This window comes from Streptomyces sp. NPDC001222 (assembly GCF_042896945.1).
GTDB lineage: Bacteria > Actinomycetota > Actinomycetes > Streptomycetales > Streptomycetaceae > Streptomyces > Streptomyces gibsoniae.
Genome location: NZ_JBIAXT010000012.1, coordinates 160046 through 180592, shown reverse-complemented (window position 1 = coordinate 180592; position 20547 = coordinate 160046). Strand labels below are relative to the sequence as shown.

Annotated in this window: 23 protein-coding genes and 3 tRNA genes; 7 read left to right on the top strand and 19 right to left on the bottom strand. The window is 69.6% G+C overall.

What is annotated here, in order from left to right; all coding sequences use genetic code 11:
* Positions 1–222: 222 nt before the first annotated feature.
* From ACFY2Z_RS18865 to ACFY2Z_RS18835, 7 genes are all read right to left on the bottom strand, one after another.
* Positions 223–1095 carry a DUF1396 domain-containing protein gene (locus tag ACFY2Z_RS18865; protein WP_390745257.1) on the bottom strand — a complete coding sequence of 291 codons (873 nt, stop codon included), beginning with the start codon at positions 1093–1095 and terminating at the stop codon, positions 223–225.
* A 108-nt stretch (positions 1096–1203) separates the two neighbouring features.
* The gene (locus ACFY2Z_RS18860; protein WP_390745256.1) at positions 1204–2085 is read right to left on the bottom strand and encodes a hypothetical protein; all 882 of its coding nucleotides are present in this window, start codon (positions 2083–2085) and stop codon (positions 1204–1206) included.
* Positions 2086–2279: 194 nt separating this feature from the next.
* The gene (gene rplA / locus ACFY2Z_RS18855) at positions 2280–3005 is read right to left on the bottom strand and encodes a 50S ribosomal protein L1 (RefSeq protein ID WP_311696791.1); all 726 of its coding nucleotides are present in this window, start codon (positions 3003–3005) and stop codon (positions 2280–2282) included.
* A 97-nt stretch (positions 3006–3102) separates the two neighbouring features.
* Positions 3103–3537, bottom strand: coding sequence for a 50S ribosomal protein L11 (rplK, locus tag ACFY2Z_RS18850; protein WP_311696792.1), 435 nt, complete (start codon positions 3535–3537; stop codon positions 3103–3105).
* A 169-nt stretch (positions 3538–3706) separates the two neighbouring features.
* The gene (nusG, locus tag ACFY2Z_RS18845; protein WP_390745255.1) at positions 3707–4555 is read right to left on the bottom strand and encodes a transcription termination/antitermination protein NusG; all 849 of its coding nucleotides are present in this window, start codon (positions 4553–4555) and stop codon (positions 3707–3709) included.
* 80 nt (positions 4556–4635) lie between these two features.
* Positions 4636–4923, bottom strand: a complete 288-nt coding sequence (gene secE / locus ACFY2Z_RS18840) for a preprotein translocase subunit SecE (RefSeq protein ID WP_355908380.1) — start codon at positions 4921–4923, stop codon at positions 4636–4638.
* 109 nt (positions 4924–5032) lie between these two features.
* A tRNA-Trp gene (locus ACFY2Z_RS18835) sits at positions 5033–5105 on the bottom strand.
* 262 nt (positions 5106–5367) lie between these two features.
* Here ACFY2Z_RS18835 and ACFY2Z_RS18830 point away from each other — a divergent pair.
* Together ACFY2Z_RS18830 and ACFY2Z_RS18825 are read left to right on the top strand one after the other, a co-directional pair.
* The gene (locus ACFY2Z_RS18830) at positions 5368–6594 is read left to right on the top strand and encodes a pyridoxal phosphate-dependent aminotransferase (RefSeq protein ID WP_390745254.1); all 1227 of its coding nucleotides are present in this window, start codon (positions 5368–5370) and stop codon (positions 6592–6594) included.
* 117 nt (positions 6595–6711) lie between these two features.
* Complete coding sequence (locus ACFY2Z_RS18825) at positions 6712–7752, top strand: adenosine deaminase (protein ID WP_390745253.1); 1041 nt, start codon at positions 6712–6714, stop codon at positions 7750–7752.
* A 9-nt stretch (positions 7753–7761) separates the two neighbouring features.
* On the opposite strand, the gene ACFY2Z_RS18820 is transcribed toward ACFY2Z_RS18825, so the two are convergent.
* Positions 7762–8406, bottom strand: coding sequence for a TetR/AcrR family transcriptional regulator (locus ACFY2Z_RS18820; protein ID WP_390745252.1), 645 nt, complete (start codon positions 8404–8406; stop codon positions 7762–7764).
* A gap of 130 nt (positions 8407–8536) precedes the next feature.
* On the opposite strand from ACFY2Z_RS18820, the gene ACFY2Z_RS18815 reads away from it, so the two are divergent.
* Positions 8537–9169, top strand: coding sequence for an NAD(P)-dependent oxidoreductase (locus ACFY2Z_RS18815; RefSeq protein WP_390745251.1), 633 nt, complete (start codon positions 8537–8539; stop codon positions 9167–9169).
* Positions 9170–9194: 25 nt separating this feature from the next.
* Here ACFY2Z_RS18815 and ACFY2Z_RS18810 read toward each other — a convergent pair whose 3' ends face one another.
* From ACFY2Z_RS18810 to ACFY2Z_RS18785, 6 genes are all read right to left on the bottom strand, one after another.
* Positions 9195–10250: a UDP-N-acetylmuramate dehydrogenase gene (locus ACFY2Z_RS18810; protein WP_390745250.1), complete on the bottom strand. Its 1056-nt coding sequence runs from the start codon at positions 10248–10250 to the stop codon at positions 9195–9197.
* A gap of 130 nt (positions 10251–10380) precedes the next feature.
* A complete protein-coding gene (locus ACFY2Z_RS18805; protein WP_355908395.1) occupies positions 10381–10809 on the bottom strand; it encodes a MaoC family dehydratase in 429 nt (142 codons plus the stop codon).
* The gene (locus ACFY2Z_RS18800; protein ID WP_390745249.1) at positions 10806–11270 is read right to left on the bottom strand and encodes a MaoC family dehydratase N-terminal domain-containing protein; all 465 of its coding nucleotides are present in this window, start codon (positions 11268–11270) and stop codon (positions 10806–10808) included. Before ACFY2Z_RS18800 ends, ACFY2Z_RS18805 begins: the two co-directional genes overlap by 4 nt.
* Before the next feature lie 165 nt (positions 11271–11435).
* The gene (rpmG, locus tag ACFY2Z_RS18795; RefSeq protein ID WP_003948671.1) at positions 11436–11600 is read right to left on the bottom strand and encodes a 50S ribosomal protein L33; all 165 of its coding nucleotides are present in this window, start codon (positions 11598–11600) and stop codon (positions 11436–11438) included.
* 94 nt (positions 11601–11694) lie between these two features.
* Positions 11695–11767: transfer RNA gene (locus tag ACFY2Z_RS18790), tRNA-Met, on the bottom strand.
* Between the two features lie 46 nt (positions 11768–11813).
* A tRNA-Thr gene (locus tag ACFY2Z_RS18785) sits at positions 11814–11886 on the bottom strand.
* A 210-nt stretch (positions 11887–12096) separates the two neighbouring features.
* Between ACFY2Z_RS18785 and ACFY2Z_RS18780 the strand changes: the two genes are divergently transcribed.
* Both ACFY2Z_RS18780 and ACFY2Z_RS18775 read left to right on the top strand, forming a co-directional pair.
* Entirely contained in the window at positions 12097–13347 is a 1251-nt protein-coding gene (locus ACFY2Z_RS18780) for an amidohydrolase family protein (RefSeq protein ID WP_390745248.1), read from the top strand.
* Positions 13348–13552: 205 nt separating this feature from the next.
* Positions 13553–14209, top strand: a complete 657-nt coding sequence (locus ACFY2Z_RS18775) for an SDR family oxidoreductase (protein WP_390745247.1) — start codon at positions 13553–13555, stop codon at positions 14207–14209.
* A gap of 16 nt (positions 14210–14225) precedes the next feature.
* Here the strand turns inward: ACFY2Z_RS18775 and ACFY2Z_RS18770 are convergent, their stop codons facing one another.
* The 4 genes from ACFY2Z_RS18770 to ACFY2Z_RS18755 form a co-directional block, all read right to left on the bottom strand.
* Complete coding sequence (locus ACFY2Z_RS18770) at positions 14226–14438, bottom strand: hypothetical protein (protein ID WP_390745246.1); 213 nt, start codon at positions 14436–14438, stop codon at positions 14226–14228.
* A 36-nt stretch (positions 14439–14474) separates the two neighbouring features.
* Positions 14475–14948 (bottom strand): NUDIX hydrolase, encoded by a 474-nt coding sequence (locus ACFY2Z_RS18765; protein ID WP_390745245.1) that lies wholly within the window; start codon positions 14946–14948, stop codon positions 14475–14477.
* Positions 14949–15497: 549 nt separating this feature from the next.
* The gene (locus ACFY2Z_RS18760; RefSeq protein WP_390745244.1) at positions 15498–15713 is read right to left on the bottom strand and encodes a hypothetical protein; all 216 of its coding nucleotides are present in this window, start codon (positions 15711–15713) and stop codon (positions 15498–15500) included.
* Positions 15714–16821: 1108 nt separating this feature from the next.
* On the bottom strand, positions 16822–17973 hold the full coding sequence (locus ACFY2Z_RS18755; protein ID WP_390745243.1) for a hypothetical protein: 1152 nt from the start codon (positions 17971–17973) through the stop codon (positions 16822–16824).
* Positions 17974–18648: 675 nt separating this feature from the next.
* Here ACFY2Z_RS18755 and ACFY2Z_RS18750 point away from each other — a divergent pair.
* Together ACFY2Z_RS18750 and ACFY2Z_RS18745 are read left to right on the top strand one after the other, a co-directional pair.
* Entirely contained in the window at positions 18649–18984 is a 336-nt protein-coding gene (locus ACFY2Z_RS18750; protein WP_390745242.1) for a hypothetical protein, read from the top strand.
* Between the two features lie 362 nt (positions 18985–19346).
* Positions 19347–19691, top strand: coding sequence for an ASCH domain-containing protein (locus tag ACFY2Z_RS18745; RefSeq protein WP_390745241.1), 345 nt, complete (start codon positions 19347–19349; stop codon positions 19689–19691).
* A gap of 323 nt (positions 19692–20014) precedes the next feature.
* Here ACFY2Z_RS18745 and ACFY2Z_RS18740 read toward each other — a convergent pair whose 3' ends face one another.
* Positions 20015–20314, bottom strand: coding sequence for a hypothetical protein (locus tag ACFY2Z_RS18740; RefSeq protein WP_390745240.1), 300 nt, complete (start codon positions 20312–20314; stop codon positions 20015–20017).
* Positions 20315–20547: the final 233 nt, after the last annotated feature.

Sequence of the window (20547 nt, the reverse complement as noted above, 5' to 3'; positions counted from 1 at the left end):
TCACGCGCGTACTCCGGGAGTTCTTCCACATTCACCTGCGCGGGTCGTCCGCAGTACAGCGGATCCTTCGGCCGCCGCATTCTCAATCGAGAGCACGGCAACGACCAGCGGTCTTTGGCTTCTGTAGGAGAGTACGGGAACGGATCGCCGTCGGGCAAATCCGTTCCCGAGCTCGGCCGGGCTCGGCCTCGGGGACTCGTCCCACGGGGCGGCCCGCGGAGGTCAGCCCTGCTGGGCGCCCTTCATCATCTCGGCGAGGTCGGCCGTGTCCTTGGCGGACGGGGCCGTCACCGTCACCGGCTTGTTGTAGTCGACGAAGGTGATGGTCATGTCCAGCGGTCCCTTGTCGGCGTCACCGCGCATCCGGAACTGCTTGGTGTGGTTGCTGCCGTCGATCCACATGTCCATGGACATCTTGTCCGCGCCCATCTTGGCGTACTGGTCGAGGCCCTTCTCGCGCTGCTCGAGGGTGGCCTTGTCCAGCTTCTGGGTCTTGAGGGAGGCGCGCATCTCCGCGACGGTGAGGTCGCCCTTGTAGTGGGTCGTCCTCACGCCGTCCACGGTCTCGGTGCCGACCTTCGTCACATGCTTGGAGCTGGTCAGGAACGTGGAGTCCTGGGCCGGGTTCTGGTTCGCCTGGCCGGCCGCCCCCATCTGGTCGAGGTTCTTCTGCATGTCCCCGCCCAGCGCGCCCAGGTCGAGCTTCATCCAGTGCTTGCCGCCCAGCTCCTTGGCAGCCTCGCCACCCGCGCCGATGTACATCACCTTGTCGACGAAGCGGATCTCGACCGGGCCCCCGGTCTTCTGCTCAGACGACGTCATCTTCATGCTCATGGCGAGCGGCTTCATGGCCATCCGGGCCTCGGCCTTGACCTGGCCCGCGCCCGGCATCGTCCCGGTCATCCGGTAGTGCAGGGACGTGATGCCCTCGGTGTTCTTCGCGGCCTCGGCGACGGCCGCGGCGGGCGACATCCGCGGCGACTCCTCCGCACTGTTGCCCTTCGAGCAGCCGACCGCTCCGCCACCCAGAACCAGGGCCGCGAGCACCGCGCCCGCCGCACCGCGCTCCACCCGGTTGCGCACAGCAAAGGTCATGATTCCCCCCAGAGAACGCATGGTTGATCCATAACAAGACCGCGAGCCTATACCCGAGGACTGACAAAGGCGCGTCAATTCCGGCGTCAAGCGGTGAACGGGGATGTGCTATGAACCCCGGGTGCTCATCAGTTCCTTGAAGTCCGCGGTGTCCGCCGCCGGGGGCCGGCCGGCCGAGACCTTCACGCCGTAGTCGCGGTAGTAGGCCGTGGCGGACATGCGGCCGCCGGCCAGCTCGCCCTTCTCGACCTTCTTGACCAGCAGGGCGTGGTCGTCGACCCAGATGTCGACGGTCTCCCTGGTCACCCCGGCCTGCTCCAGCCGCTCCCGCAGTGCGGCGGCGTCCTCTCCGGTGAGGGCCGCCGGGGTGACCGCGCCCGAGTAGTGCGTGGTGCGCCGGCCGCGCACCGTCTCCTCACCCACCCGGTGCACGTCCCCGGAGGCACGCAGCAGCCGGACCGGCTGGAGCGGCGCGGTGTCGCGGAGCTGGTCCGTCAGATACGCGCCCGAGCCGCCGGGCAGGGCCGCCAGGTCGCCGTAGCCGTAGTGGATCCAGTGCCGGCCCTGGAGGCGGCGCGCGAACGTCTCGCCGACCTCGGCGTAGTACGCGTCGGGCAGCAGCCGCGCCTCCATGGAGGTGCTGCTGAGGGCGCGCATGGTGGCGGCGAGCTGTCCGCCGGTGTAGGTGATGCGGAGCGTGCCGACCGGGTCGCCGGACCAGCCGAGCGCGCCGTCCGTCCTGAGGGAGAGCATGTCGCCCATGGTGGTCGCGGACTCGATGCGGGCCGAACCGGCCCGCACGGTGGCCTGCTCCACGGCGCGCAGAGCGGCGGCCGACCGGGGGTCGACCCGTCCGGCCGCGCCGCCGGAGGTCGCCGCGGAGCCCTTGCCGGCGCCGCTGTCGCCGGAGAGGCTGCACCCCGCCAGGACGGACAGCGCGGCGAGAGCCGCGACCGGCAGGAGTCCGCGCCTGACGATCCTGTCCCTCATCCGTTCCCCCTCGTGCGCTCCGTGATCTTCACGCTAACCCCGACCCGGGGAAAACGGCACGCACCTCCCGCGAAACGGCATGTGCCCCTTGCCGGGCTCCGCCGGGCGAAGGGCACGAAAAACGCCGGGCCCCGCACCTTGGGAAAGGTGCGGGGCCCGGCGTCAGCTGCGTGTGCCCGCGGCTGCCGTCAGGATCAGACGGCGGCCGGGTCCTCCTCGACGAGGAGGTTGCGGGTGCGGTTCGGGTCGACCGGGATGCCGGGGCCCATCGTGGTGCTGACCGCGGCCTTCTTGATGTAGCGACCCTTGGCGGCGGACGGCTTCAGACGGAGGATCTCCTCCAGCGCGGCGCCGTAGTTCTCCACCAGCTTCTCGTCGTCGAAGGACGCCTTGCCGATGATGAAGTGCAGGTTCGAGTGCTTGTCGACGCGGAACTCGATCTTGCCGCCCTTGATGTCGTTGACAGCCTTGACGACGTCCGGCGTGACGGTGCCGGTCTTGGGGTTCGGCATGAGACCACGGGGGCCGAGGACGCGGCCGAGGCGGCCGACCTTGCCCATGAGGTCCGGGGTGGCGACGACGGCGTCGAAGTCCAGACGGCCCTTCGCGACCTCGTCGATCAGTTCGTCGGAGCCGACGATGTCGGCGCCCGCGGCCTCTGCGGCCGCAGCACGGTCACCGGTCGCGAAGACCAGGACCCGGGCGGTCTTGCCGGTGCCGTGCGGCAGGTTCACGGTGCCACGGACCATCTGGTCGGCCTTGCGCGGGTCGACACCCAGGCGGAAGGCGACCTCGACGGTGCCGTCGAACTTGGTCGTGGAGGTCTCCTTGGCGAGACGGACGGCCTCGAGCGGGGCGTACAGCTTCTCCCGGTCGACCTTGGCGTCCGCAGCCCGGAGGGCCTTGCTGCGCTTGCTCACAACTGCTCCTGTGTGTTCTGAAAGGAGTCGTGGTACGGGCCGAGCAGGCCCTGCCACGTGCGGCTTTCTACGGCCGCATGATCTACGAAGGGGAGGTTCAGCCCTCGACCGTGACGCCCATGGAACGCGCGGTACCGGCGATGATCTTCGCGGCGGCGTCCAGGTCGTTGGCGTTGAGGTCGGGCAGCTTGGTCTGGGCGATCTCGCGGACCTGCGCCTCGGTGATCTTGGCGACCTTGGTCTTGTGCGGCTCGCCGGAGCCCTTCTCGACGCCTGCGGCCTTGAGGATCATCTTGGCGGCCGGCGGGGTCTTGGTCACGAAGGTGAAGGAACGGTCCTCGTAGACCGTGATCTCCACCGGGATGACCCAGCCACGCTGCGACTCGGTCGCGGCGTTGTAGGCCTTGCAGAACTCCATGATGTTGACGCCGTGCTGACCCAGCGCGGGGCCGACCGGCGGGGCCGGGTTGGCCGCACCGGCGTTGATCTGGAGCTTGATGAGCCCCGTGACCTTCTTCTTCTTGGGAGGCATTGCTCTCTCCGGGTCCTTAGTGAGAGTTTCCGCCGTCCAATCCGGATCATCCGGATGGAGGCATACCGCACAACGATAACGGGTATCGCTGCGGGGCCGAAAACCGAGCAGGTCAGACCGGCTTTCGCAGCCTGTCTGACCTGTTCGGAAGTGCTCGTACCAGAAGCGGTTAGTTCTTCTGGATCTGGTCGAAGCTCAGCTCGACCGGCGTCTCGCGGCCGAAGATCTCCACGAGGCCCTTGACCTTCTTGGAGTCGGCGTTGATCTCGTTGATGGTCGCCTGCAGCGTGGCGAACGGGCCGTCGGTGACGGTGACCGAGTCGCCGACCTCGAAGTCCAGCACCTGGACCTCGACCTTGCGCTGCGGAGCAGGCTTGCCCTCGGCCTCGGCGGCCTCGCGGGCGGCCTTCTCCTCGGCCTCCGGGGCGAGCATCTTGACGATCTCGTCCAGGGTCAGCGGGTACGGGTCGTAGGCGTTGCCCACGAAGCCGGTGACACCGGGCGTGTTGCGCACGACGCCCCAGGACTCGTTCGTCAGGTCCATGCGCACCAGCACATAGCCGGGCAGCTTGTTCTGACGGATGGTCTTGCGCTCGCCGTTCTTGATCTGCGCGACCTCTTCCTGGGGCACCTCGGCCTGGAAGATGAAGTCCTCGACGTTCAGCGAGACTGCGCGCTGCTCGAGGTTGGTCTTCACGCGGTTCTCGTAGCCGGCGTACGTGTGGATCACGTACCACTCGCCGGGCAGGGAACGCAGCTCGTCACGGAGAGCCTCGACGGGGTCGACCGGAGCGGTCTCCTCCGCGTCGGCGGCCTCGGCGGTCTCGTTTTGGGCGGCGAGCTCGTCCTCGTCCACGACGTGCACGGCGGCCTCCTCGGCCGCGTCACCAGCCTCGGCTTCGGCAGCCTCGAACTCGTCCTGCTCGTCCGCGCCCTCGACGATGTCGAGCTCGTCATCCACGGACTCGGCGGACTCGCCTCGTGGCTCAACGGCGTCGTTCAGGTTCGGGTCAGACACGGTGGCTGCTTCTTCCTGGATACATAGGGGTGGAACACGCGAAAGGGACGCCGGGTACCTCGGCGTCCTTCGCTCTGGGCTCAGCCGAAGACGTACTTGGCGGCGTGGTTGAGCCCATAGTCAATCAGAGTCACCAGGGCGATCATGATCGCGACGAAGAAGATCACCACGGTGGTGTACGACGTCAGCTGGTTCCTGCTCGGCCAGACGACCTTGCGGAGCTCCGCGACGATCTGGCGGTAGAAGAGGGCAAGGCGCTTCAGCGGGCCCTTCTTGGCTCGCTTGCCGCCCTTACGGGACTTCTTCTTCGACTCCTGCAGCTCGTCCTGGGCGTCAGGCATGTCGATGGAGCCCACGGCGTCCGTCACTCGTCCTCACCTGAATCCCGGGTCGTGGCCGTGCCGCGCCCGGTGGAGCCGCACGGCGAGTGCAATACATACGTACTGTGCGCACACTTCCTGGTCGGGGAGTGTGTAGCAGGGCCGGAGGGACTTGAACCCCCAACCGCTGGTTTTGGAGACCAGTGCTCTACCAATTGAGCTACGACCCTTTGGTTGTACCCCAACGTACCGCATCCGACCGGGTGCTCGGTGTGCACCGGCACGATCGCCGTCGCTGGAGGCCAACGAGGTGAGAGTGTACGTGGTCCGCGGCCGGGCGTCGAACAGAAAGTGCCCGTACGGTCTTTGTCCGTCAAAGATCGGCCAGGCCACCGCGCAAGATCCGGACTGGTGTCCGATCGTCGGCCCGCACCGGTTCAGTCTGTGGAACACCCGTGCCGCGGGCGTTTCCGGTCTGAAACGATGGGTTCCATGAGCCCTGCAACCCCTCCCACCGAGCGTCGGGTCTCCGCCCGGATCGGCGCGATCTCCGAGTCCGCCACCCTCGCCGTGGACGCCAAGGCCAAGGCCCTCAAGGCCGCCGGGCGTCCGGTGATCGGCTTCGGCGCCGGCGAGCCCGACTTCCCGACTCCGGACTACATCGTCGAGGCGGCCGTCGAGGCCTGCAAGAACCCGAGGTACCACCGCTACACGCCGGCCGGCGGCCTGCCCGAGCTGAAGAACGCGATCGCCGCGAAGACGCTGCGCGACTCCGGCTACGAGGTGGACGCCTCGCAGGTCCTGGTCACCAACGGTGGCAAGCAGGCCATCTACGAGGCCTTCGCCGCGATCCTCGACCCGGGCGACGAGGTGATCGTCCCCGCCCCGTACTGGACGACGTACCCCGAGTCGATCCGGCTGGCCGGCGGTGTCCCGGTGGAGGTCGTGGCGGACGAGACGACCGGCTACCGCGTCTCCGTCGAGCAGCTGGAGGCGGCGCGCACGGAGAAGACGAAGGTCGTGCTCTTCGTGTCCCCGTCCAACCCGACCGGCGCGGTCTACACCGAGGCCGAGACCGAGGCCATCGGCCGCTGGGCCGTGGAGCACGGCCTGTGGGTGCTGACCGACGAGATCTACGAGCACCTGGTCTACGGCGACGCGACCTCCGTGTCCCTGCCGGCCCTCCTGCCCGAGCTGCGCGACAAGTGCATCGTGGTCAACGGCGTCGCCAAGACGTACGCCATGACGGGCTGGCGCGTGGGCTGGATCGTCGGCCCCAAGGACGTGGTGAAGGCGGCGACGAACCTCCAGTCGCACGCCACGTCCAATGTGTCGAACGTCGCACAGGTGGCGGCCCTGACGGCCGTGTCGGGCGACCTGGAGGCGGTCGCGAAGATGCGCGAGGCCTTCGACCGGCGCCGCAAGACCATCGTGCGGATGCTGAACGAGATCGACGGCGTGCTCTGCCCCGAGCCGGAGGGCGCGTTCTACGCGTACCCGTCGGTGAAGGCGCTGCTCGGCAAGGAGATCCGCGGCAAGCGCCCGCAGAACTCCGTGGAGCTGGCCGCGCTGATCCTGGAGGAGGCCGAGGTCGCGGTCGTCCCGGGCGAGGCCTTCGGCACCCCCGGCTATCTGCGGCTGTCCTACGCCCTCGGTGACGAGGACCTGGTCGAGGGCGTGAGCCGGATCCAGAAGCTGCTGGCGGAGGCCCGGGACTGATGTCCCCCCAAAGGGGGCCCCGTGCGAGTCGCACGGGGCCCCCTTCGTTTGTGCGAGCAAGACCACGTCCGGGGAAACCGCTACCGGGACGCCCCGGACGTGCGGCAGGATCCTGGGATGGAGCACGTACGTGATGTCTCTGAGCTGCCGAAGGCCCACCTCCATCTGCACTTCACCGGGTCGATGCGGCCCGCCACCCTCCTGGAACTGGCCGACAAGTACGGCGTACGGCTGCCCGAGGCCCTGATCGAGGCGCTGGTCAGCGGCGAGCCGCCCCGGCTGCGGGCGACGGACGAGCGGGGCTGGTTCCGCTTCCAGCGGCTGTACGACGCGGCGCGCTCGTGCCTGCGGGAGCCGGAGGACATCCGGCGGCTGGTGCGGGAGGCCGCCGAGGAGGACATCAGGGACGGGTCGAGATGGCTGGAGATCCAGGTCGACCCGACGTCGTACGCACCACGCCTGGGCGGTCTGATCCCGGCGCTGGAGATCATCCTGGACGCGGTGGACTCGGCCGTGCGGGAGACCGGTCTCGGGATGCGCGTCCTGGTCGCCGCGAACCGGATGAAGCACCCCCTGGACGCCCGCACCCTGGCGCGCCTGGCGGTGCGCTACCGGGACCGCGGGGTGGTGGGCTTCGGGCTGTCGAACGACGAGCGCCGGGGCATGGCCCGGGACTTCGACCGCGCCTTCGCCATCGCCCGCGACGGCGGGCTGCTGTCGGCCCCGCACGGCGGCGAGCTGACGGGGCCGTCCTCGGTGCGCGACTGCCTGGACGACCTGCACGCCGACCGGGTGGGCCACGGGGTGCGCGCGGCGGAGGACCCGCGGCTGCTGAAGCGCCTGGCGGACCGCGGGGTGACCTGCGAGGTGTGCCCGGCCTCGAACGTCGCGCTCGGCGTCTACGAGAAGCCCGAGGACGTCCCCCTGCGAAAGCTGTTCGACGCGGGCGTCCCGATGGCCCTGGGCGCGGACGACCCGCTGCTGTTCGGCTCACGTCTGGCGGCCCAGTACGAGATCGCCCGCCGCGACCACGGCTTCAGGGACGCGGAACTGGCGGAGCTGGCGCGGCAGTCGCTGCGCGCGTCCGCGGCACCCGAGGACGAGAAGGCGCGGCTGCTGGCGGGCGTGGACGCGTGGCTGGCGGGTCCGGGGGCCTGACCGGGCCGATCAGGAGGGGTCTGAGGCGTCCGCGGCCGAGGGGCTCGCCGAGTCGGAGATCCCGCTCAGCAACGTCCGGGCGAGGCGGTGTGCGAAGTCGTCCACCGGCGGCCGCGCGCCGGTCACCGTCGCGTCGTAGGCGAACGCACGCTGCGCACAGGCGCCGAGGAGGAGAGACGCGGCCGCGAAGGTGTCCGCGTCGGCGCGCAGACGCCCGGCCGCCCGCTCGGCCTCCAGATAGGCGGCGACGCCCTCGATCGGCACGTGCGGCCCCGCTCCCATCTGCCGCATCGCCTCGTCGTGCCGCCGCTTGAGCTGGGTCTCCGCGTAGAGCGAGGCCGCGATCGGGAAGCTCTGCTCGTAGAAGAGGGCCGCCTGCCGGGCGATATCGGTGAGGTTCTCCTCCAGGGTGCGCCGCCCGGGCTCGGCGGCGAGGCTGTGCAGCAGCGGGGTGAGCCGCGGCAGGCGCTCGTGCAGGACCTGGATGAAGAGCTCCTCCTTGCTCGGGAAGTACTTGTACAACGCCGCTTCGGAGCAGCCGGCCGCCTTGGCGATCTCCTTGGTGGTGGCCCGGGCGAGCCCGACCGTGAGCATCAGGTCGTGTGCGGCGTCGAGGATGCGGACCCGGGCGGGCTTCGGCTGCGTCTGCTGCATGGGCACCAAGGATTCCATGAACGGCCCCGAAGGGTTGACGGGTGGGTGAGTATTTACTCACCCTAGAGGGCAATGTGGTGAGTAAATACTCACCCACTCACACGACAGCGTACGCATCACGGGAGTACCAATGAAGCTCACCGTTTTCGGTGCCACCGGTGGCATCGGTCAGGAGATCGTGCGGCAGGCACTGAACGCGGGGCACGAGGTCACCGCGGTGGTCCGGGATCCGGCGCGGTTCACCGTGACGGGCCCGAACCTGACGGTGGTCCGGGACGACCTGTCCGCCCCGGAGACGGTCCGCCCGGCCGTCGCAGGCCGCGACGCGGTGCTGTCCGGGCTCGGCGCGCGCAGCCGCAAGGACGCCGGGGTCGCCACCCGGCTGACCCGCACGGTGCTGGACGCCATGGAGGCGGAGGGGGTCCGCCGGCTGCTCGTGGTCAGCGCCGGTCCGGTCGGCCCCGAGGCCGAGGGGGACGGGATGCTGGACCGCACCATGCGCGGTGTCGTCTCGGCGGTGCTCAAGGACGTCTACGCCGACCTGCGGGAGATGGAGGCCGCGCTGGCCGGCAGCGCCACGGACTGGACGGTCGTACGCCCGCCCCGCCTGCAGAACAAGCCGCTCACCGGCTCCTACCGCACGGTCGTCGGCGGTTTCCCGCGCCGGGGCCGCTTCATCGCCCGCGCCGACGTGGCCCACGCGATGCTGGCGATGACCGGGGACCCCGGGACGGTGAAGCAGGGGGTGGGGGTGGCGTATTAGAGCCGCGACCAGGGCCGGGGGTGCCTCAGAGGCTCACGCCCACCGTCACCGGCTCGTTGACCAGCGTGATCCCGAAGGCCTCGTGGACTCCGGTGACGACCTCGCGGGCCAGGGCCAGCAGGTCCTCGGTGGTCGCGCCGCCGCGGTTGGTGAGGGCGAGCGTGTGCTTGGTGGAGATGCGGGCGGGCCCGGTGCCGTAGCCCTTGGTGAAACCGGACTTGTCGATGAGCCAGGCCGCGGAGGTCTTGGTGTGGCCGTCGCCCGCCGCGTACGCCGGCGGCTCCACGCCCTCGCCCAGTCGCTCCTTCACGCGCGCGTGGAAGGCGGCGAACTCCTCGTCCGTGAGGATCGGGTTGGTGAAGAAGGAACCCGCCGACCAGGTGTCGTGGTCCTCGGGGTCCAGCACCATGCCCTTCCCCGCACGCAGCTTGAGGACGGTCTCGCGGGCGGTGGCCAGCGGCACGCGCTCCCCCTGCTCGACCCCGAGGGCGCGGGCCGTCTCGGCGTACTTGACCGGGCCCGACAGGCCCTGCGCGTCCTCCAGTGCGAAGCGGACACGCAGGACGACATAGCGCTCGGGGTCGGCCTTGAAGCGGCTGTGGCGGTAGGAGAACCCGCACTCGGCGTTCGTCAGCGTGACCGTCTCGCCCGTCGTGCGGTCGTAGGCGATCACCTCGGTGATCGTGGAGGAGACCTCCTGGCCGTACGCCCCCACGTTCTGGATCGGGGTGGCACCGGCAGAGCCGGGGACTCCGGCGAGGCACTCGAGCCCGGCGAGTCCGGCCTCGACGGTGCGGGCGACCGCGTCGGTCCACACCTCGCCGGCGGCCAGCTCCAGCGTCGTGCCGTCGAGGGAGAAGCCCTTCGTGGCGAGGCGCAGGGCGGTGCCCTCGAAGCCCTTGTCGCCGATGACCAGGTTGGATCCGCCGCCGATCAGCAGCAGCGGGATGCCGGAGCCGTCGGCCTCACGGACCGCGGCGATCACCTCGGCGTCGGTGGTGGCGGTGATCAGACGGGTCGCGGGGCCGCCCAGCCGGAAGGTGGTCAGCGGGGCGAGCGGGGCGTCGTGGAGTTCCTGCACGCGCCAAGACTACGAGACGGCACCGACAGCCCCCGACACACCCGTACGCGGTCCGCGTACAGGTGTGCGAGGCGTCGGAACGCGGCTTCGGCCGTCACCGTGGGGTGCGGTCGGCCGTCGCCGGGGGCGCTCAGGCCAGTCGTACGACCGCCCGGGACATGCCCAGCACCTTCTGGCCCGCGCTGGTCGCCGTGAGGTCGACGCGGACGGTCTGGTCGTCGAGCTTGGCCGCGACCTTGCCGCTGACCTCGATGACAGCGCCCTCGTCGTCGTTGGGGACGACGACCGGCCGGGTGAAGCGGACCCCGTACTCGACGACCGCGCCCGGGTCGCCGGCCCAGTCGGTCACCACACGGGCGGCCTCGGCCATGGTGAACATGCCGTGCGCGATGACGTCCGGCAGGCCCACCTGCTTGGCGAACTTCTCGTTCCAGTGGATGGGGTTGAAGTCCCCGGAGGCCCCGGCGTACTGCACGAGCGTGGCACGGGTGACGGGGAAGGTCTGCGTCGGCAGCTCGGTGCCGACCTCGACGGTGTCGTACGCGATCTTCGCGGTCATGCGCGTCCAGCCTCCTCGTCCGCACCCCGGGCCACGAGCTTGGTCCAGGCGGTCACCACATGCTCGCCGGCCTCGTCGTGGACCTCGCCGCGGATGTCCAGGACGTCGTTGCCCGCCAGCGACTTGATCGACTCGATGGTCGAGGTGACGCTCAGCCGGTCACCGGCCCGCACCGGGCGGGTGTAGGTGAACTTCTGGTCACCGTGCACGACGCGGCTGTAGTCGAGGCCCAGTTGGGGGTCCTGGACGACCTGACCCGCGGCCTTGTAGGTGATCGCGAAGACGAAGGTCGGCGGGGCGATCACATCCGGGTGACCGAGCTCCTTGGCGGCCTCCGGGTCCGTGTAGGCCGGGTTGGCGTCACCGATCGCCTCCGCGAACTCGCGGATCTTCTCCCGGCCCACCTCGTAGGGGTCGGTGGGCGGGTGGGACCGCCCTACGAAGGACTGGTCGAGCGCCATGGGCTCGGTACCTCCTGGTTGTTCTGCGGGATCCGACCCGGTACGGGGCCGGTGGGCCGGTGCGCCCCATTGTGGCGCGGGCTCGACGAAACCCGCGGTTCCGGCCGCCTCAACGCCGCGAGGCCGCCCCCTGTTCGTGGGGACGGCCTCGCGTACGAGCCTGATTTATCGCGTCTCGCGGTGCGCGGTGTGCGCGTTGCAACGCGGGCAGTGCTTCTTCATCTCAAGGCGATCCGGGTTGTTACGCCGGTTCTTCTTGGTGATGTAGTTCCGCTCCTTGCACTCCACGCAGGCCAGCGTGATCTTCGGGCGGACGTCGGTGGCAGCCACGTGAGTGCTCCTTGACGAACGGGTGGACGAAATGAAATTAACGCAAGAAAGAGTAGCCGATCGAAGGACCGACCCCGCAATCGGCTACTGTGAGTAGCGGTGACCGGACTTGAACCGGTGACACAGCGATTATGAGCCGCTTGCTCTACCGACTGAGCTACACCGCTGCGATGCGATCGGACCCCGCCTCGCGACGGGAACCTCTCACACCAGAGCCCCAATACGGAATCGAACCGTAGACCTTCTCCTTACCATGGAGACGCTCTGCCGACTGAGCTATTGGGGCGAGCGATGAAGACATTACACGGTCGCCAGCCGTTCGCCCAAATCCATTGCGCGGCCCACCTCAGCAGCCCCATCGCCCACACAGCGGCAAGCACCACACCGGTACGACTATTGCGCTCCTCCCCGCCCCGGCCCGGTCGTCACCCTAGGCTCGACTCACTCTCCGTGATCTTGCCCCCGGTGCGCAGCCGCCCCGAGCCCCAGGAGCGCGATGCCCGACAGTCGACCGCAGCCGCCCCGTTCGTCGCCCTCGTCGTCGGGACCGGCCGACGCGAACCCCCTGCTGCTCTGCGGAGCGCGGCTCACCGACGGGCGGACGGTGGACGTGCGGCTGGGCGGCGGGCGCATCGAGGCCGTCGGCACCGCCGGCAGCCTGGCCTCGGGAGCGGCCGGCACCCGAGTCGACCTCCGCGGCTATCTGCTGCTCCCCGCCCCCGCCGAACCCCACACCCACGGCGACACGGCGCTGACCGCGGACGGCGACGACGGGCCCGTGTCGCGCCACCCCGACGAGGTGCAGCGACGGGCCACCGAGGCCGCACTGCTCCAGCTCGGGCACGGTGCCACGGCCCTGCGCTCCCACGTGCACATCGGCGATGTCCAGGGCCTGGAGGGGCTGGTGGCGGTCCTGCGGGCGCGGCGCTCACTGAGCGGGCTCGCCGAGCTGACGACCGTGGCGATGCCGCGGTTGCTGACCGGGGCCGCCGGGGCGGACGGGCTGGCGATGCTGCGGGACGCGGTCAAGATGGGCGCGGCGGTGGTGGGCGGCTGCCCGGACGCGGACCCCGACCCCACGGGGTATGTGGAGACGGTCCTCGAACTGGCTTCCGAGTACGGCTGTCCGGTCGATCTGCACACGGACGCCGACGACCCGGCACGCCTGATCCGGATCGCGACGATGTCGGGCGGGCTGCGGCCCGGGGTGACGCTGGGCCCGTGCGGCGGTCTGGGGCGACTCCCCGCGGCGACGGCCGCCCGCGCCGCGGACCGGCTCGCCGCCGCCGGGGTCACGGTGGTCTGTCTGCCCCAGGGCGGCTGCGGCGGCGTCGAGCGGCGCGACACGGCTCCGGTGCGGCTGCTGCGGTCGGCCGGGGTGCGGGTGGCGGCGGGCAGCGGGGCGCTCAGGGACGTGGCGAACCCGGTGGGACGCGGGGACCCCCTGGAGGCCGCCTATCTGCTGGCGTCGCGCTACGGGCTCCGGCCCCAGGAGGCGTACGGCCTGGTGAGCACGTCGGCGCGGGCCGCGCTCGGACTGCCGGAGGTACGCGTCGAGGCGGGTTTTCCGGCGGAGCTGCTCGCCGTGCGCGGCGACGGGCTGGCGGGGGTGCTGTCGCTCGCGTACAGCCGGATCGTGGTGCACCGGGGACGCGTGGTCGCTCGTACGAGCGCGGTACGGGAGTACTGCGGGTCGGCGGCGCTGGCCCTGGACCTGCCGCGCCAGGGGCGGGCCCAGCCGTCGTGACCGTGCCGCCCCGGCGTGCGCGCCATGACCGAAGACCGCAGCGGCCGTAGGCCCCATGACGGCACGTCAGTGACGTGAGTGACATCTGCGAGGTCTGTATTGAGCCGCACCCGAACGTCGGTATCGAGTCGTGGAAGAAGGTCGGTATCGAGCCGCGTGTGAGGTCGTGCGGCAAAGAAGCCCCTGCGGGCGTACGGTCGGAAACATGCGCATTGTCATCGCTGGTGGTCATGGTCAGATCGCGCTGCGGCTGGAGCGGTTGCTCGCCGCGCGCGGTGACGAGGTCGCGGGAATCATCCGGCGCGCGGAGCAGGCCGACGATCTGCGCGCGGCGGGCGCCGAACCCGTCGTCTGCGACCTGGAGTCGGCCTCGGTCGAGGAGGTCGCCGGGCGTCTGGAGGGGGCCGACGTGGCCGTCTTCGCGGCGGGCGCCGGTCCGGGCAGTGGCCCGGAGCGCAAGTTCACGGTGGACCGCGACGCGGCGATCAAGTTCGCGGACGCGTCGGAACGCGCGGGCGTACGCCGTTTCGTCCTCGTCTCCTCGATGGGCGCGGACCCGGAGCACCCGGGCGACGAGGTCTTCGACGTGTATCTGCGGGCGAAGGGCGAGGCCGACGCGTACGTACGCGCCCACCAGTCCCTGGACTGGACGATCCTGCGCCCCGGCTCCCTGACGAACGACGCCGGCAAGGGCCTCGTACGGCTGGAGGCCCACACCGGCCGTGGCACGATCCCACGCGACGACGTGGCGGCGGTCCTCGCGGAACTCGTCGACACACCCGCAACAGCCGGTCTGACCCTGGAAGTGATCAGCGGCTCGACCCCTGTGTCGGTGGCGGTGAAGTCCGTGGCGGGGAACTGAGGGCCCCTCCGACGCCTCAGAAGAGCGGCAGCTGACCGGGAAACGCCGGTACGGCGTATCCGTCCAGCGTGGGTTGGGCGGCGCCGACCTGCGCGAGCCGACGGGACCCGGGGCACGAGACGAGCGACCCGTCGGCGCGCGCCCCCGGCGGATCGTGCCGCGCGAACCGCCCCGCGACGACGGCGATCTCCCGATGGCACTCGGGACAGGTACTACGGGGCGACGACATGGCCTCAGCGTACGAGAACCCGGCCGGCCCAGCGGGTCAGCCGATGTAGGGCGCACCCCGGCTCTCGTCCTTCGCGTGCTCGATCCGCAACCGCATGGTGGGGTGCACGTCCAGACCCTGGAGGTCCCCCGGGTCGGCCCAGCGGACCTGCGTCGTCTCCGAGCTGGTCCGCAGCCGCCCGCCGACCGGCCGCGCCCGGAAGCAGAGGCTGAACTGCCGGCGGACCTCTCCGTCGTCGTACCGCAGGACGTGCCCCGGGTCGGTGTAGATCCCGCTGAAGCCGGCGCCCTCCACCTCGATCCCGGTCTCCTCCCGCACCTCCCGGACGACGGTGTCCGCGATGGTCTCCCCGATGTCGTGCCCGCCGCCCGGCAGCGCCCGACGGCCGTTGTCCGACCGCTGGACCATCAGCACCCGCCCGGTCGCGTCCCGCACGAAGGCCACGACCGAGGGCACGACGGAGTTGGCGGGCGGGGCGTCCGGATCATGCAGACAGTCGATACGACCCATGGCTCGGGCTCCCAAGGGCAACGGCGACGAACGGGCACCGGCTCGCCCCACCGAGCGGCGAAACGGCCGACCGGAGCACGCCCTCCGACGACAGCAGCGACACCGCGCGACGACATCGCGTGGGACAACTCACCCGACTGCCTGGACGGCCGCACACCGATCACCCGCGCACAAGAAGAAATCCCCCTGACCCGCTTTTTCGCAGATCAGAGGGGTTTATCCCAGTGTGGCGGCGCCAGGATTCGAAGCTGGGAAGGCGAAGCCGGCAGATTTACAGACCGCGCGATCACTCCGCGCTGAGCTGACCGTTCCCGCAGTGCGCCGCTCCGTGCCCCACGATGCGCCCGGAAGCGTCGCCCTCGCGGTCGGGCGGAACCTTGTTGCTGCGTAAACTCCCTCGACTTGCCACGCGCCAAACGGTCTCAGACTGAGGCCGGGATCGGGAGGCGCCTAGGGCGTCCGACGGGTCGGCACAGTCCCTGCGACTCTCCCGGCTACGCTCGCGCGGGAGCGCCCCGCGGCGCGTGGCTGCGGGGCGCCTTGTGGCGTTTAGTCGACCGCCTGGCCGTTGTATTTACCGCCCACGCAGGGATTGCCCGGCAAGTCGATCCGGGCCGTTCCGCCGCCCTCCTCGCACTGACCAGGAGTGACGTACGACGGGGCACCCTGTGTGGTGGCGGCGGTGGCGGTGGCGGCGCCTGTGAGGCCGAGTCCGGCGAGGGCTGCCGTGGCGATGACGGCGGCGAGGATTCGTCGAGTGCGCATTCGGTTCCCCTTTCACGGATTGCCTCGGTTGGGGCACTAGCCAGCTTGAGCTTCGCCCATGTGGGTGGCACATCATGTTGCGCCATTCAGGTGACGTGGCTGTCGGGAGCGGGGCCGCTGACCGGGCCCGCCCAAGGCGGAGGGGTGCCCGCCCTCGCTCCCAGGTACCGAGCGACCATCGAGCGGCGGCGCGCCCGGACTGCTGAGCCGCCGCCTGTGTGCCGCGGCTGCTTCGTCCAGCTCCCGGCAACTGGCGACTGCAACTCCTGCAGCTGGGCGCCAGATTTACAGACCGCGCAGAGAGACCCGCTTGAGCTGGGCTACTCCCTGCACTCGGAGCCCTTGGCCCCACGGGTGCCCTGCGACCACCGGCGAGATGACATCGCCCTCGGCTAAAGAGCGACAGGCTTGTGCGCCCCGGCACGGGAAGCTGCCACAGGGCGCACGGTGGCGAACTGGCGCCGGGGGCCGCGCTACGGCCGGAAGCCGTCGATCGCCGGTTCCAGCAGGCGGTTGGCTCGGGCGGCACCGTCGGGGTTGTCGGGGGTGCGCCACAGGCAGCTCTCGCCGGATAGACGAGAGGCCCGTACGACGGCCGACGACCCCCGAAGGAAGCGGCTCGGAGATCATTTGCGGGACAGCTCTCGAGGCGGGCGGATCGCCCAAGGCACCGTCGAGACCATCACACGGCTCGACGACGGCCGTTTCCGCCTCAGCACGCATGAGCGCGCATTGCCCCTACTGCTTCGGCTGGGAACATCGTGACCGTGCACTGGGGGTGCTGGGCACCAGTCCGCCGCGGTCATGCAGGTGCTGATGTGGCGCCGGCGGAGCCAGGACGTGATGCTCTTCCAGCACGGCGCCCCCGACCCCGGCGAGCGAGCAGGAACTGGCCCAGATCACCGCTCGCGGTGTCGTGGTCGTGCCCGGTGCCCGTACACACGAGCGGTCCCCGGAAAGTCCCGATCAACACTTTCGCATCTCTCAGAAATCACCGGGGACCTGGCCGGTGCCTGACAGGTACTCCGCGGAGGAGTCCTGCCATGGTTGACCGGTCCATTTGCCAGGATTGTCGTGATTTGTGGCACAGTCAAGAGGGTCAGCCGAGCTACGACGCGGTGGTCGGCTGCGGGGGGAGTTCGAACCGCAGCAGGGCTCCGGCCTGCTGCGTGCGCAGTTCCGTCTCCGCGTCCACGTGTCGTACCTCGCCTCCGTCATCGATGACGGTCTCGGCCAGCTCGTCGATCACGTCGGGCACCTCGCGCAGCGGCTCCCCGCAGAGCGAGCAGGTCTTCCCCGACCGCGACAGCAGCCCGTCCCGGTCGCAGACGCCGCCGGGGACGACGGCCTGCCCGTCCACCGCGAGTGTCCGGATCGCAGCCAGGGACGCCGCCCACAGTGTCTCGTCGAGCCCCATGGCGGCGGGCCTCCCGGCCGCCTTGGCCTCCAGGATCTCGTCGACGAGCCGCCGCTGCTCCTGATCCGCGTGCTCCGAGACGAGTTCCCGCACCTTCTGCCGGATGTCCTCGGACGTCGCGCTCTCCCGGTCGAGGGTGAAGGTTCCGACGAGCCGGTCCTTCAGCTCACGCGGCAGGAAGTCGACGAAGGCCGGCACGTCGTGCGCCTGACCGCCGACGGCGAGCAGGTCGTAGCCCCCGCTCGCGAACAGTTGTTTGAGTTCGCCGACCAGGCGCCGGTAGTGCTTCTTGCTCAGCTCGTCCGCCTTGTTGCGGACGCGGTACTCGGCGTACTCGTCGGCGTAGCCGTGTTTACGCAGCACACGGTCGCGGATCGCCTCGAGCTCGCGGACCTCGTCGAGGTAGTACTCCCAGACCTGGCCCACGCTCTTGTCCACGACGACGGCGCAGGTGCGGTAGTACTCGTCGAGCAGGCCCAGCAGGGGACGGACATAGGGGTCGGCGTCCACCACGATGCGCTCGTGCGTCCTGCGGGGCAACCACACCTGTTCGTAGATGTCGCGGCCGCCGCAGGAGAAGACCGCGACGGCGCCCGGCCGGAGGGGCTCCTCACCGAGGGCCTTCTCGATCCTCGCGATGTCCTCGCGGAGCGAGAGCCGCACATCGCGCTCGGCCGAGCCGTCCTGCGCCAGCGGCCGGATGCGGTCCAGCAGGCTCGATACGCGGCTGTCGAACTCGCGGCGGTCGGGCCTGCCGGGGTTCACCGGGACGTACAGGGAGACCACTGGGATTCCGTTGCCACTCAGCCGCAGGATTCGCTCGATCTGCTCTTGCGTGATCATCGCCGCTCCTCGCCGCTCCATGAGCCTCGCCGCCCGATGGACCTCGCCCTTCGTTCCAGCTAACGAGGTGGGCGGGGCAGCGGCAACCGCAGCGCGACGGCCGTGGGCCGACCCGGGAAGCACGCCCCCCGGACGGCGGCCGAAAAGCGGCCCGCGGCGACGGCACTCCACGGTGGCATGCTCATGAGGCGGACTCCGGTGAGCGTTCGCGGGGACGTCAGGGTTGCGGCATTGAGCGGCCTCGACACGCGCGAGGAGTGCGGACTGCGTCGCCACGTCACCTACGACGACTCCTACCGGGACTCCCACCGGCGCGAACCCAGCAGGCACTTCCCTCGGGGCACCGAATGCAACGCCCACTACGACCTTGTTCCGAACTGGCTCTACCCCACGATCGTCGTCGTGGCTGTCCTCGTCCTGCTCTGCCCGGCAGCCGCTGCCTGGTGCGCGCGCAAGCTCCTCATCAGAGGACGGCAAGGCCGTGTTCGACGAGCCCGTCTCCGAAATCCGAGGCCGCTTCGACCGTCTGAACGCTTTGAGGCCCCCGGCATAACCGAGGACCCCATGGTCAGGCGGAGCGCGAAGGCTACGTCGGACCGGCACCCTCTCCCGGCAGGAGGCGCGTCACCATGGCGTCGATCAGGGCGTCGAGCTGGTGCTCGGCTCGCTCCGGCGTTGGGGGCCATCGCGAAACGGGTGCCGGAGTTGTCGTCGCTCCTCAAGGTCCTCAAGTCAGATCTTGAGCGCACGCGGGGGCGTGCGCCTGGCATTTCGGAGGACACGGCCTGGATGGTGTACGAGGCCAGCCGCAACCTGGCGCATCTCCAGCACAACGCACCTTTGCTGATGGATGTGGGGGACGATCTTGCGCACTTGCAAGACAACGTCAGCTTGCTGGCCTCCGCCGCTCAGGCCTTGATGCGCGTGGCAGCCCTGTCGGCAGCTCTCAGCAGGGCAGCGGACGGCATCAAGAGTGCTGCGGCTTCACTTTCGGACGCGAGGCGGTACTGAGCAAAGCAAGTTCCAGACCACGGCCACACAGACACATGCCTCGAGTCAACGACACGGGCAATTTCCGGACGTTGTCCACACACATCGGTGGAGCACTGCCGAGTTGGGCGGACCGGCAGCCGTAGGGACGTCGCCTTATGCGCCATCTCTCTCTGAAGTGGGGGAACTTGTGATCGTTCGATTCTATCTGGATAAGGATGACGAGCTAGCCCAGCACCTCACTGTTCCGTCTCACAGAAGGTTGAGCATCCTCATCGAAGGTTGAGCATTCTCATCGAAGCTTGATGGCCAGCAAGTGCGTCGCACACGTCGGCCGAGAAATCGGAAGTGCACCGCCGCTCCCTCGCTGCTACGTTCGCCAGATGTCGATCAATCATGAGTACGCCGGTCAGCGGGTGTACTTCCACCCTGACTACCTGGAAGCGGTACGCCGCGGCGCAAAGCACGCCACCATCCGGTACCGCGACCCGATCACCCCCGGCCCTGCCGACCTCGTCTTCCAAACCGACCCCGAAGTCGTCGTGGCAGGTGAGGTCACCAACGTCTCCTCGAAGCGACTTGCTGAGGTCACCGACGATGAGGCAGCTGCGGCCGGCAACCGCGACCACGCCGACCTCCTGGCCCGGTTGCCACGGCACTACCCCGACATCACAGCGGACGACGAAGTCACGATCGTGCACTTCCGAGTGCTGCCCCAGCGGGCGTAGGCACGGGATGGTCCTCAGACTTCGCTGAGACTGCTCAACTTTCGGTGAGACAGGACACTCACCAACGAACTGAACAGTCCACTCGACTGGCCAGATGGCCGAGCTGGACACCGAGCATGTCGCGAAAGTCGCTGCCGCAGCGGCTTGCGATGTCTCCTACGATCAGTCGGCCAATGGGCATCTGGTCGATCTCTTCACTGCGCCGCCTCTCCCAGGTACCCCTGAAGGGCAGGAGTTCTGGGCATCACTGCGCCTGGCGGGAGGTGATGCCGCCATGTACATCGATCCGGCCGACGCTGGCGGCCGGACCGTGCGGCGAGGGGTTAGTCGTCCCGGTCATCCTCCGGTCCGAGTGCGCGAAGGGCTCCTTTGTAGTCGCCGGTGGCAACGAGGTCATCGACGACGCGGACCATGGCGGGGATGCCGGCCTCCCGGACGATGAGCCCGTCCCAGCACCAGAAGTAGCTGCCGTCCAGACACTCGCCCGTGCCCTTCCAGCGGTCCATCAGACGCTGGACCTCATGCAGGGTGAAGACCGTCCCGGACCACCGGTTGCCATCGGCGAACGTCACCCACATGTCGATGTTGCATACCTCGTCCAGGTCTTCGCCTGCCCCTGGCACGAAGCAGACCTCATATCCGTCGCGCTTCACCCGGTAGAACGGGCCATCCCACACAGTGCCCCCAAGATGCTGTCACCACATAGCTGGCTCGATCGGCGCGGAGCGGAGCTGGCGCTCCCGCGTGATCAAGGTCACCGAGGCGTGCCACAAGCGTGCCAGATCAAGCGGGGAACGACGGGGAATCACAGTGACTCACAGCAGGCCCAAACTAGAACGGCCCCCGACCAAACGCG